Origin of the sequence: Frondihabitans sp. 762G35 (assembly GCF_002074055.1) — a bacterium.
Lineage (GTDB): Bacteria > Actinomycetota > Actinomycetes > Actinomycetales > Microbacteriaceae > Frondihabitans.
In genome coordinates this window covers 562404-574359 of the sequence record NZ_CP014619.1, presented here as the reverse complement: position 1 = coordinate 574359, position 11956 = coordinate 562404, and the positions used below count along the sequence as shown (strand labels likewise).

Here is an 11956-nt window from a genome sequence, read left to right as displayed (position 1 = left end):
CGAACCCTCACTAGATTGATCGTGCGGCGCTGGGGTAGTGCCGCCGATATCAACTGGGGGGAAAATGAAGAAGAGAAGTCTGTTCACCGTCGGACTCGTGGCGCTGGGCCTCACGATGGGCCCTGGAGCCGTGGCCGCGAACGCCGCTTCCGTGCCGTCGCTCATGAGTCCCCGAGGAGCGTGCGACACCAGCAAGTACTTCAACGAGGTGTCATCGTCGACGCACTCGTGGAAGGCGCTGATGCCGAAATACTCGACGACGAACAACACCCCGAACGCCGTCGAGACGACGTTCACGGTCCAGCAGAGCGGCTCGTACGGCGCCAGCCTCAGCGGAACGATCGAAGGGGGCATCACGGCGGGAATCGCCACCGCCAAGGCGTCCGTCACGGCCAGTATCACGAAGACCGTCACATGGACGACCTCGGTGGCGACGAAGACGACGGTTCCCGCGCACTCGTCGCGGTACGCGCAGTACGGCACCACGGCCTACAAGGTCTACATCAACAAGGTGCACTACAGCGGGAACTGCACGAGGTCCGTCGTGGACTCCGGCACCCTGACCGCCCCGAGCACGGTGGGATGGGTCGTCACCACGTCATGATCCTCCGAGCAAGCCTTCTCGGGACGAGCGCGGCGCTGGTCGCCGCGCTCGCCCTGAGCGGGTGCACCCAGTCGACGCCGGACACCACCGCCCCGACGAGTCCTTCGACGAACGGTCCGGAAACGAGCACGTCGTCTGCGGCTTCCGGCAGCGTCCTGCATGCGACACCGTCGCCCGGGGCCACCGTGCTGAAGACCCTCGACAATCAGAGCGGCACCATCGCGATGGGGCCGTTCCCCGCCACACGCAAATTCGCCTACGTCTATCTGACCTGCAACGGCTCAGGGCGGATCGACGTCGACATGGGCTCCATCGGCACGTATCCGCTGGACTGCGACGACGTCGATTCTCTCAACCAGTTCCAACTCACGGGCAAGTCGAACTTCACGGTCACGATCACGGCCCAGCCCGGTCAGAAATGGGCCATGACGCTCGCCGAGGGTGACGCCGTCGTCTGAGCAGAGCCAGCATCCAGACGGACTCGACGCCGGAGCGATGAATCGCATCACGAGAGGGTTCGCCGCCGGGCGCGGGGTGCACATCGACTTGCGTCAGGTCACCTCGGTCCGAGTCGGAGAGCGCCGACGGTGACTACGCGCCGCGACCGGTCTTCTGCTGCAGACGGTCGATGTGCTCGCTGGCCTCGGCCTTGGTGATGTCGGCGGGGATCTCCTCGCCGGCCTCGCGCGCGAGCGTGTCGAGGTAGCTCTTCTGCGGGCCGGTGGCGGGCTCGTCGCCCGTGACCCACTCGGAGGGGTCTTTCTCGGCGGTCTCGCCCTCGGCGACCGGGGAACCCAGCATCTCCTTCTGGGTGGGGTCGCTGGCCGCGGGCTGCTCGGTGGTGTGCTGCTCGGTCGTGTGCTGCTCGCTCACGTGCTGCTCGGTGGCCTGCTGCTCGGTGGTGTCGGGGTTCTGGGTCTCGTCGCTCATGGCCGAAACGGTACGCCGCACCCCTGACAGCGGCGGGCCGGACGTACCCCCGCGCCGCGCCGCAGGCCCCCGGGCCGCGTCACAGCCCCCCGCCCCGCCTCAGTCGCGGCTGTAGTCGAACCGCAGCCGCATCCGGTCGCCGCGGAACACGATCGTCGAGTACTCGAACGCGAGTCCGGCGCGGTCAGAAATCACGTCGGTCAGCTGGAGCACGGGCTGCCCGGGCGCCACCTCCAGGAGCTCGGCGTCCGTCCGGCCGGCCGAGACCGCCTCGAGGGTCTCGGCGACGTCGTGCATGGCGAGGGCGAAGGTGTCCTCCAGGACGACGCAGAGCTGCTCCCCCACCACGTCGAGCTCCGCGAGGGTCGGCGCGAGGCGCGCGGGCACGAAGGAGCGGTGCACGCTGAGCGGCTGGCCGTCGACCGACCGGAGGCGGGTGAGGGCGAAGACCGTCTCGGATCCTGCGAGCCCGAGGCTCTCCCGGACGACCTTCGGCGCGGGGATCTCGTCGAGGGAGATCAGCCGGGTGGTGATGGCGTGGCCGAGCACCTCGAGCTGCTCGCGGATGCCCCGGTAGGCCGGTGACAGAGCGCTCAGCTTCTCGGGGGCGACGTAGGTGCCCTTGCCGGGGACGCGGGTGAGCAGCCCGTCGGCCGTCAGCTTGTTGAGGACGCCGCGCACCGTCATCCGGCTGAGCCCGTACATCCGGTAGAGCTCGTTCTCCGAGGGGATCCGCTGGCTCGGAGCCCATTCGCCGCTGGCGATGCGGGCGCGCAGGATGCCCTCCAGCTGCTGATAGATGGGGACGGCGGAGCCCCGCTCGATGACGTCGATCACGGCACCAACTCTCCCAGAGTGTTCACGGATTCAATACCCTGAGAGTACTTGTCTAGCCCGGTATAGCCATGTACATTCCGAAGCGTTGCAGAACCGGAACCACACCACGACGCAATCCCCCACAAGGAAGTGAGGAGCACGCATGGCCGTCTCCACCAGAGCGCTGACCCGCACGGCCCGCGAGCGCGGCTACGCCGTCCCCGCCGTCAACGTGTTCGACGAGCTGAGCATGCGCGCCGTCCTCGCGGCGGCCCAGCGGACGAGCGCTCCCCTGATCGTCCAGATCTCGACGAAGACCGTCCGCGTCTCCGGCACCGCGTTCGTCACCGACCTCTTCCGGGCCCTCGCCCGCGACGTCGACGTCCCCGTGGCGCTCCACCTCGATCACTGCCCCGACCGCGCCGTCCTCGACGACGTGATCGCCGCCGGCTGGTCGTCGGTCCTCTTCGACGCCTCCGACCGCGACCTCGACGACGCCGTCCGCGAGACCGGCGAGGTGACGAAGTCCGCGCACGCGGCGGGCGTCGACGTCGAGTCGGAGATCGAGAACATCCTCGGTGTGGAGGACGGCGTCGGCAGCGACGACGCCCACCACGCCTACTCCGTCGGCCAGCTCGGCGAGATCGCGGAGAGCACCGGCGTCGACCTGATCGCGCCGCAGCTGGGGACGAGCCACGGCCTCTACACGGCGAGCCCGAGGCTCCTGCCGGAGCGCGCCGCGGAGCTGGCCGCCCTGACCGACATCCCGGTGGTCCTGCACGGCGGGACCGGCCTGACCGAGGCCGACTTCCGCTCGTTCATCGACGCCGGCGTCTCGAAGATCAACATCTCGACCGCGGTGAAGCACGCCTACATGCAGGCGTCGCTCGCGCACCTGGAGAAGGCGCGCGACGCGAACCGCTGGGATCCGCCGAAGCTCGTCGCCGACATCGAGGCCGCCGTCACCGACGTCATCGCCGAGCACATCGCGTGGTTCGGGGCCGACGGGAAGGCGGCCGGAGCCACCGGCGAGCAGACCTCCGCCACAGCCGGGGCCGACCGGTGACCCGCGCCCTGATCTTCGACTGCGACGGCGTCCTCGCCGACACCGAGCGCGACGGCCACCTCCCCGCCTTCAACGAGACCTTCGACCACTTCGGCCTGCCGGTGCGCTGGAGCGAGGACGACTACGCCGAGGTGCTCCGCATCGGCGGCGGCAAGGAGCGGCTCGCGTCGCTCCTGACGCCCGAGTTCGTCGAGCGCGCGGTCCTCCCGACCGACCCGGCGGCCCAGCAGCACGAGGTCAAGCGCTGGCACGAGGAGAAGACGCGCCGCTACACCGCCAAGGTCCGCGCCGGCGAGCTGCCGGGGCGCCCCGGGATCGCGCGCATCATCCGCGAGGCCCACGAGGCGGGTTGGCTCCTGGCCGTCGCCTCGACCTCGGCGGAGCCGTCGGTCCGCGCCGTCCTCGAGCACGCCGCAGGCGAGGAGGCGGCCTCCTGGTTCCGCGTCTTTGCCGGCGACGTCGTCGAGCACAAGAAGCCGTCGCCCGACATCTACGAGCTGGCCGTCCGTGAGCTCGGCATCGTAGGATCCGACGCGATCGTCGTCGAGGACAGCTCGAACGGTCTCCGCGCCGCTCTCGCTTGCGGGCTGACCACGGTCGTCACCGTGAGCAGCTACACCGCCGAGGAGGACTTCACGGGCGCCGCCCTCGTCGTCGACACCCTCGGCGACCTGCCCGAGACGCGCAGCAGGATCCTGGCGAACCCGCACGGGGTCGACGACCGCGGCCAGGTCGACCTGGCCACCCTCGAGCAGCTCGCCCGCTGACCCCGTAAACCATCCCGAGGAGGACCATGAGCAACGACGCCATCCCCACTTCCCCCGACGACACCCGCCTCGAGGGCGTCATCCGGCTGATCGCGCAGACCTGCGTCGACAACGAGAAGTATTTCTCCGACCTCGACGCCGTGGCCGGCGACGGCGACTTCGGCTACTCGCTGGCGCGGGGCTTCGAGGTCGTCCTGGCCGAGTTCGACGACTTCGACCGCTCCGACCCGGGCACCTTCCTGCAGAAGGTCGCGATGACGATGAGCAGCAGGATCGGGGGCACCTCGGGTCCGATCTGGGGCACCGCGTTCCTCCGCGCCGCGGGCGTCGTCAAGGGGCACGAGGAGGTGGCTCCGGCCGACGTCGTGGCGATGATCCGCGCGGCCGTCGAGGGCATCAAGAAGCGCGGCGGAGCCGACGTCGGCGACAAGACGCTGCTCGACGCGCTCGTGCCCGTGGCCGACGCGCTCGACGCGGACGTCGCGGCCGGCGTCGAGCCCCGCGCGATGGCGCAGCACGCCGCCGAGGTCGCGCGCGAGTCCGCCGAGGCGACGTCGGTGCTCCAGGCCCGCCGCGGCCGCGCCTCCTACACGGGTGAGCGGAGCATCGGCTCCCCCGACCCCGGCGCGATCGCGATGGCTGTGCTGGCCGAGCGCATCGCCGAGGAGTGGTGAGCCGCGGCTCCTGCCCCCTGTTCTGACCTGCTCTGACTCCGCTCCGACCTGCTCTGCCTCCGCTCTGACCTGCCACTCCCTGCCCGACCGCGACACCACGACGAAGTGAGGAACCGCAATGAAGAAGTTCATCAACGACCCGAAGGAGTTCGTCCCCGAGATGCTGAAGGGGCTGGCGCTGGCCAACCCGGACACCCTCGTCTACGAGCCGAAGTACAACCTCATCGTGCGCAAGGATGCGCCGAACCAGAACAAGGTCTCGATCGTGCAGGGCTCCGGCTCCGGCCACGAGCCCGCCCACGTCATGATCGTCGGGCCGGGGATGCTCGACGCGGCCTGCCCCGGTGACGTCTTCGCCGCACCGCCCACCGACTACGTCCTCGAGGCCGCGCGCCGCGTGAACAGCGAGAAGGGCGTGCTCCTGCTGGTCAACAACTACACCGGCGACAAGATGGCGTTCGAGATGGCCGAGGAGATCGCCGACGCCGAGGGCATGAAGGTCAAGACGCTCTTCATCGACGACGACGTCGCCGTGAAGGACTCCACCTACACGATCGGTCGCCGAGGCGTCGCGGGCAACTTCTTCGTGATCAAGGCGGTCGGAGCGGCGTCGGAGGCGGGAGCGGACCTCGACGAGGTCATCCGCGTCGGCGAGAAGGTCAACTCCGTCACCCGCACGATGGGTGTCGCCCTGACGGCTTGCACCCCGCCCTCGAAGGGCTCGCCGCTCTTCGAGCTGGGCGAGGACGAGATCGAGGTGGGCGTCGGCATCCACGGCGAGCCCGGCCGGTCGCGCCAGAAGATCGTCTCGGCGAACGAGATCGTCGACCTCCTGCTCGACCCGATCGTCTCCGACCTCCCCTACGCCGACGGCGACGAGGTCGCCCTGATGATCAACGGCCTCGGCGGCACCCCGATCAGCGAGCTCTACCTGCTGTACGGGATCGCCCACGAGAAGCTCGTGGCGCAGGGCATCACGCCCGTCCGCAGCTACGTCGGCGAGTACTGCACGTCGCTCGACATGGCCGGTGCGTCGATCACCCTCGTCAAGCTCGACGACGAGATCAAGGAGCTGCTTGCGGCTCCGGCCGACATCCCGATCCGCACGTTCTAGGCGGCCGGGATCATGACAGGCGAGAAGATCGCCGACAGCATCTCCCTGGCCGACGCCCGCCGCGTGATCGACGCGGCGATCGCCAAAGCGGAAGAGATCGGCCAGCCGCAGGACATCGCCGTCGTCGACGCCGGCGGCAACCTGAAAGCGCACGTCCGGATGGACACCGCGAACATCGGCAGCATCCACATCTCCATCAACAAGGCCTACACGTCGATCGCGTTCCAGACGGAGACGAAGGGCCTCTCGGAGATCACCCGCCCCACGGGCGACCTCTACGGCCTGAACGACGCGCACGGCGGCCGGCTGGTCGTCTTCCCGGGCGGCATCCCGCTCGTCCGCGACGGCCACATCATCGGGGCGATCGGCGTCTCGACGGGTTCGATCGAGCAGGATCAGGCGGTCGCCGAGGCGGGCGCGGCCGCGCTCTGAGGCGGCCGCCGAGCTCCCCGGAGAAACGCCGCAGCCCAGCACTCACAGACCCTGTGAGGCTGGGCTGCGGTGCGTTCAGGCGCGCTTGCGGCGACGAGCGATCGTCGTGGCGACGACGCCAGCGGCGAGGAGCAGCCCGCCGAGGCTCAGCGCCGGCGCCGGCGAGGAGCCGGTGTAGGCCAGGGCGGCGGGCGCGACCGTCGCCGACGGCGTCGGTGTCAGGGCGGGCGTCGGCGCGGCGGTCGGTGCGGCCGCGACGGTCACGATGACGGCAGCGCTCACGGATGCCGCGTCGGTGGCATCGCCCGAGTAGCTGGCCGTGACGGTGTGAGATCCCGCCGCGAGGTCCGCGTCGAGAGTCGCGATGCCGTCCGTGACCGGGGCGGTCCCGAGGATCCGCGTGCCGTCGGTGAAGGTGACCGTGCCACCGGTGCCCGGCGCCGGGGTGACCTTCGCCGTGAGGGTCGTCGGGGTTCCCGCGGTCGGATCGGCGCTCGCCCCGACCGTCGTGGTCGTGATGATCTTCGGAACCGGCTGCGCGTAGGTGATCGTGACGCTGCCGTCGCCGGTGGCGCCGGCGAGTGCCGTCACGTTGGTCGCCGAGGATGCGACGAACGCCGACCCTGCGCCACCCGACCCGGAGTAGCCCCCGGGGCCGTCGATGGCTCCGCCGCCGCCCGCGAAGTAGCCGCCGCCGCCACCGCCTGGAGTCGTGTAGTTCGCTGCGGACGGGTCGGTGTTGGTCGCTCCGGCACCACCCTGGGCGAGGGCGGTCGGGGAGGTGGTGGACGCGGCGGAGCCTGCAATGCCGTCGAAGAACGGCGGGGCACCCTTGTCGGCGCTCACACCGCCCGCGCCCGGAGCCGTCGTGGTCGCGGAACCGCCGGATCCGACCTGGCCGTTCACCGAGTCAGCAGCTCCCGCGTCGCCCGTGGAACCTCCGGCGCCACCGACGACGGGCTGTGCGAAGTAGTCGGTGCTGCCGCCCCCACCGCCGGCCGCGAGGGCGAGAGAACCGGAGGCGAACACGAAGCTGCCGCCGCCACCCGCGCCGCCGGCACCGTGACTACCGGGATTGGTGATCGTACCCGCGGCTCCTCCGCCACCGAATCCCCCTGCCGCAGCGACGGTGCTGTCGGCGATGCCATCCTGGCCTTTGCCGCCGACGACGACGGTCAAGCTCTCCCCCGACGTCACCGGCAGCGTCGCCGTCACGGACCCGCCGAGCCCACCCGGTACCGGAGCACTGCCACTGAAGCGACTGGGGACTGAGGTGCCGCCGGCTCCGCCGGTCACCGTCGTGGTGACGGAGGTGACGCCGGTCGGGATCGTGAACGACTCGGGTGCGCCGGTCAGCGAGAAAGCTACGCTGCACACCCCGTTGGCGCAGGTCGGCCCCGTGGCGGCGTTCGCGGCGATGGTCGAGGTGAGGGTGAGAGCGGCGGCGAGGGTGAGAACGCCGGCGCCGGCGGCGACGGGCCGCCAGGCGCGAGAGAGCACGGATGTGGACACGAAGATGATTCCCCTGGTGATCGGCGACGGAGTCGCGGCTGCACGAACGAGACCGCGATGTCACCGCAGGCTTTCGCGAAACCTAGCAGCCCTCAACATCGGGCGCTAGACAGATCGGTGGAGGTGTCCGGTTCGCGGCGGCTTCAGGAGGGGCCGGGGCGGTCGTCGGGGCCCGTCTCGGGCTCGGACGCCACCCGTACGCTTGCCGCATGCAGGTACTCGACCCGACCCGGATCCGCGACGAACTCGCGCAGGTCACCGCCCACTGGACCCCGCGGGTGGTGGGCCGCGTCAACGACCAGTACGTCAAGGTCGCGAAGCTCCTCGGCGAACTCGTCTGGCACGCCCACGCCGACGAGGACGAGATGTTCCTCATCGTCTCGGGCACCCTCCGCATCCAGCTCGAGGGCGACCGCGAGGTCACGCTCCGACCGGGCGAGTTCTTCGTCGTGCCGAAGGGCGCGCAGCACAACCCGGTGGCCGACGAGGAGGTCGAGATCGTCCTCATCGAGACGGTGACGACGGCGCACACGGGCGAGGTCGTCAGCGAGCGGACGGTGTCGATCGAGCGGCAGGTGGGGGCGGGGTAGGTCTGGCTGTCGAACTTCGACTCGCAGGAGCCCCGGCTCCGTGCTTCAGCCCTTCGGAAAGTACTTCCGCAGCTGCTCACGCAACTCGGGGTCGACGACGAACACGTAGGTGCCGAGTACTCCGCGGGTCAGCAGCACCGCATAGATGTTCCTCACGTACTGAAGGAGATCGGCGTCCGTGTAGCTGCGGCCGAGTTTCGGGTTGTTCTCCTTGCCCTTCGTGTCGAAGTACGACGCACGGTCGAACCGCGTCGCACCTGCGGCGGCGTCCCACCGAAGATCCGCACCGATGATCACTCCGACGTAGTTCAGGTCGTACCCCTGGACGGTGTGGATCGATCCCACTTCGTTCGGCGAGCGCGGTGACGCGACCCAGTCGACCTGAGTCGAGTTCCACTGCAGCCCGAGTCCGTCGATCTCGATGTCGACCGCTTCACGGTCCTTCTTCGACCTCCACGGCCACGCGTAGCCGGCGACGAGACGAGAGAGCCCGACCTCCTCGTCTCGTGATCTGATCTCTTGACGCATGGCGCGGATGTCGTCGAAGAAGCGAAGGTCGTAGCCCTCGAAGTCACGCGGCGTGGTGTCCGTGCTCGAGCCGATCACGTCTCGGACGTAGCCAACGTAGTCGTCACCCGCCTTGACCCGCATCTGAGACATGAGCGGGAAGTACCGACCCGCCGACCTCGCTTCACCGGTGACCCGAGTGATCTCGGTCAGGGGCAGATCCGCCGGTCGTACGGCTTGCGCCGGGTCCACGAGCAGGATGCGGTGTGTGCTCTTCGCGAGGATCCAGTCCAGTTGGGTCTTCGAGACGTCGTCTTCACCGAAGAGCTTCTCGTTGATGCCCGCGAAGTCCTTGTTCTGGGCGGCGGAGGCCTGGTTGGCGCGCTGGTTCAGCCGGTGGGCCTCGTCCACGATGACGAGGTCGAAGTGGCCCTCCGACTTTCCGAGCTCGAAAGGCGACATCACGGTCGCCTTCGTCAGGCCAGGAGTCTTCGAGAAGACGCGCTGCACGGACTTCCGGAGGGACTGCTGCGGGATGACGAAGGCGACGCGGAGACCGCGCAGGAGTTCCTGGTTGTCGGGCAGGAAGAACTCCAGGAACGGCGACTCCTCCTCCGGTTCGTCTGCCGCTCGTCCCTGAGCGATGTCCGCCAGGACCTTCTGCAGGTAGATGGCGACCACGGTCTTGCCGGTGCCCGGCTCCCCCTGGATGACGGAGGTGCTCTCTCGGCCCGCCTCGAGGTCCTGCAGAAGAGCTTCCGTGATCAACTCGACGGCGATCTCTTGATCTTTGGTGAGCGCCTTGAACGGGGAGAGCTTGTAGAGGTCACCGTTGACGATCTCGGCCACGGAGCGAGTGAAGACACCTTCGTCTCGGAGCTCGGCGAAGATCTCCTCGAAGCCAGCCCGATACCGCTCACGATCGAAGTAGTCCGCGTCGACGATCCCCAGGTTCAGGTTCGCCACCTCGTAGGCCCCGTCTCCGGAGAGGAGACGAATGAGTTGAGACTCGAGATCCAGGCACACCGACTTGTTGAACGTGCCGTCGATGATCACCCGGGCGGTCGTCATGCCCTGCTTCGCCGGAGAAACGAGGTGCTGACGGATACGGCCGGACGCGCTCAGCGTCTCGCCGACGTAGACGCTGCGACTCTCGGACCCTCGGCCTCTCGCCTGCCTGTCGTCGAGGACGTAGACGACCGGCCAGTTGCTGTTCCTGCCGTGAAGCTGCGACCAGACACCGACGGCCTCCGAGGAGAACGGAAGCCTGACGACCTCAAAGCTCGGTGTGCTTGGTGCTTCGTCCACGTGACGTCTCGATCGGATACTTCTGGCGGCTGGTGGCCAGCTTCTCGAGGATGATCTCCTCCGGCTCGACCCCGAGCCGGTAGGCGAGCAGATGGCAGTAGGTCAGGACGTCGGCGAGTTCATCGCGAACGCGAACCTCGTCGGCGTCGTCCGACCACTGAAAGAGCTCCAGCAGCTCTCCCGATTCGATCGAGATGCTCTTGGCCAGGTTCCCCGGCGAATGAAATTGCGCCCATTCTCGCTCGGCCACGAACGCAAGCAGCTGTTCTCGTACTTCCGAGGTGGGCATGGCGCAAATCTAACAGGCGGCTCCGATGTGCCCGGTTCCGCTACTCGAATCAAGTCGACTCAGGCTGCCCTCTGTCTTGCCCTATCTCACGGCTAACGGCGGGAGGGCACATCGGCCAGGGTTAGGAGTTTCCCCAGTCATCGTTCGTGGCGACCAAGGTCGGGTCGTCAACTTGTACGAGACCCTACTGCGAACACAACCGATCGATCATCGCGTCTCCTCCGCGGCCAGGAACTCCATAAATCGCTGCGTCAGTGCCGCCACCGACGGCCGATCACTTCGTCGACGAGGCAGCGCGATTGACTTTCCCGCGATCCCGCGAAGACCGACCTCGAAGAGCCCACCGCCGGTCGAAAGCGATTCCAGGAACCGCGAGACGTGAAGGACCCCGTCTATATCGATCCCGATGAGATTGCCGTCAAAGGCGGCATGGTGGAGCACGCAGAGGGCTATGCCGTTCGAGACGGCGGGCTCCCCGTCCTCGTGAGCATCCGGGACGATGTGCGCGGCTTCCAGCAACTGCGGGACAGCCAGCCCGCAAACGGCGCAAGCCGCGTCGTACGCATTCAGCACCCAGGCGCGGAATAGCGGTTGGTGAAGTCTCTGCCTCACGGAGCGTTCGGCGTACCGCTTCTGAATCCCCGTCATCGTGAACGGATCACCGAAGATCTCGAACTCATCATCCAAGGCGATCTTGACGACCCTCTCGACGGGATCGTCAGCGACGATGTGCACCGGGTAGAACGCCTGGTAGAAGTTCGGCCGAACTCCCCGGAAATACACGAGCGGCACTTCCGTCTCGAAGGCCCGCTTCAGTTTGACGTTGTCGCCGCCCTCCTGAGATCGGTAGGAGTAGCGCAGCAGGCCTCCGGGTTCGATCTCATCGGCGTAGTCGGTCGACTTCGAGCTGGTCAAGATCGACAGGGTCGCTTCAAAATCTCTGGGGTTCCGGATGCCCCGCGACTGATCCACAAGAGGGATGCGCTCGCCGTCGAATTCGTAGGACGCGAGCTCGTCCCGCGTGAATTCGTGCATGCCTTCGCCGAGGCGTAGGTCGAGCCAGCGGAAGACGTCGCGACGGATGGCATCCTGTTCGTCGCGGCTCCTCACTTGTCGGACGCCTCCGCAGCGGGTACCGACGTATTTTCGCCAACGGCTACCGACCCATCGTCGTCACTGATCGGCTCGACGTCGTCGTCCATGGTTCTCCCCTCGTTGGCAGCCTCGTCGCGCTGCGCTGCCTTGCTTCCATCAGGCGTTCGACGAGTGGCCGATGCCCCGACAGACTAGTTCGGTTACGAGCTATGGGGTCGCGTTGATGCTCAAAAAGCCGAGTGTCGTGGAAAT

General features: G+C 68.0%; 14 protein-coding genes. 8 read left to right on the top strand and 6 right to left on the bottom strand.

Annotated elements, in window-relative coordinates; all coding sequences use genetic code 11:
* Positions 1 to 64 precede the first annotated feature (64 nt).
* Both AS850_RS02985 and AS850_RS02980 read left to right on the top strand, forming a co-directional pair.
* Positions 65 to 604, top strand: a complete 540-nt coding sequence (locus AS850_RS02985) for a hypothetical protein (protein WP_119867788.1) — start codon at positions 65 to 67, stop codon at positions 602 to 604.
* Entirely contained in the window at positions 601 to 1062 is a 462-nt protein-coding gene (locus tag AS850_RS02980; RefSeq protein ID WP_119867787.1) for a hypothetical protein, read from the top strand. Before AS850_RS02985 ends, AS850_RS02980 begins: the two co-directional genes overlap by 4 nt.
* A gap of 133 nt (positions 1063 to 1195) precedes the next feature.
* Here the strand turns inward: AS850_RS02980 and AS850_RS02975 are convergent, their stop codons facing one another.
* Positions 1196 to 1405: a DUF3072 domain-containing protein gene (locus tag AS850_RS02975; protein WP_119870087.1), complete on the bottom strand. Its 210-nt coding sequence runs from the start codon at positions 1403 to 1405 to the stop codon at positions 1196 to 1198.
* A gap of 228 nt (positions 1406 to 1633) precedes the next feature.
* Entirely contained in the window at positions 1634 to 2371 is a 738-nt protein-coding gene (locus AS850_RS02970; protein WP_119867786.1) for a GntR family transcriptional regulator, read from the bottom strand.
* Positions 2372 to 2513: 142 nt separating this feature from the next.
* Here AS850_RS02970 and AS850_RS02965 point away from each other — a divergent pair, with 142 nt between their 5' ends.
* The 5 genes from AS850_RS02965 (at position 2514) to AS850_RS02945 (ending at position 6403) form a co-directional block, all read left to right on the top strand.
* Positions 2514 to 3416: a class II fructose-bisphosphate aldolase gene (locus AS850_RS02965; protein ID WP_119867785.1), complete on the top strand. Its 903-nt coding sequence runs from the start codon at positions 2514 to 2516 to the stop codon at positions 3414 to 3416.
* On the top strand, positions 3413 to 4183 hold the full coding sequence (locus AS850_RS02960; RefSeq protein ID WP_119867784.1) for an HAD-IA family hydrolase: 771 nt from the start codon (positions 3413 to 3415) through the stop codon (positions 4181 to 4183). The genes AS850_RS02965 and AS850_RS02960 overlap by 4 nt, the downstream gene beginning before the upstream one ends.
* Positions 4184 to 4209: 26 nt before the next feature.
* Positions 4210 to 4857, top strand: a complete 648-nt coding sequence (dhaL, locus tag AS850_RS02955) for a dihydroxyacetone kinase subunit DhaL (protein WP_119867783.1) — start codon at positions 4210 to 4212, stop codon at positions 4855 to 4857.
* Between the two features lie 118 nt (positions 4858 to 4975).
* Positions 4976 to 5971 (top strand): dihydroxyacetone kinase subunit DhaK, encoded by a 996-nt coding sequence (dhaK, locus tag AS850_RS02950; RefSeq protein ID WP_119867782.1) that lies wholly within the window; start codon positions 4976 to 4978, stop codon positions 5969 to 5971.
* Between the two features lie 12 nt (positions 5972 to 5983).
* Positions 5984 to 6403 (top strand): GlcG/HbpS family heme-binding protein, encoded by a 420-nt coding sequence (locus tag AS850_RS02945; protein ID WP_119867781.1) that lies wholly within the window; start codon positions 5984 to 5986, stop codon positions 6401 to 6403.
* Between the two features lie 75 nt (positions 6404 to 6478).
* Here AS850_RS02945 and AS850_RS02940 read toward each other — a convergent pair whose 3' ends face one another.
* The gene (locus AS850_RS02940) at positions 6479 to 7915 is read right to left on the bottom strand and encodes an Ig-like domain-containing protein (protein WP_119867780.1); all 1437 of its coding nucleotides are present in this window, start codon (positions 7913 to 7915) and stop codon (positions 6479 to 6481) included.
* Between the two features lie 209 nt (positions 7916 to 8124).
* On the opposite strand from AS850_RS02940, the gene AS850_RS02935 reads away from it, so the two are divergent.
* Positions 8125 to 8505: a cupin domain-containing protein gene (locus AS850_RS02935; RefSeq protein ID WP_119867779.1), complete on the top strand. Its 381-nt coding sequence runs from the start codon at positions 8125 to 8127 to the stop codon at positions 8503 to 8505.
* 45 nt (positions 8506 to 8550) lie between these two features.
* Here the strand turns inward: AS850_RS02935 and AS850_RS02930 are convergent, their stop codons facing one another.
* The 3 genes from AS850_RS02930 to AS850_RS02920 all read right to left on the bottom strand — a co-directional run bounded on the left by AS850_RS02930 (position 8551) and on the right by AS850_RS02920 (position 11719).
* Positions 8551 to 10320, bottom strand: a complete 1770-nt coding sequence (locus AS850_RS02930; RefSeq protein WP_119867778.1) for a DNA/RNA helicase domain-containing protein — start codon at positions 10318 to 10320, stop codon at positions 8551 to 8553.
* Positions 10289 to 10609 carry a nucleotide pyrophosphohydrolase gene (locus AS850_RS02925; RefSeq protein ID WP_119867777.1) on the bottom strand — a complete coding sequence of 107 codons (321 nt, stop codon included), beginning with the start codon at positions 10607 to 10609 and terminating at the stop codon, positions 10289 to 10291. Before AS850_RS02925 ends, AS850_RS02930 begins: the two co-directional genes overlap by 32 nt.
* Positions 10610 to 10816: 207 nt before the next feature.
* Positions 10817 to 11719: an HNH endonuclease gene (locus AS850_RS02920; protein WP_119867776.1), complete on the bottom strand. Its 903-nt coding sequence runs from the start codon at positions 11717 to 11719 to the stop codon at positions 10817 to 10819.
* Positions 11720 to 11956 lie beyond the last annotated feature (237 nt).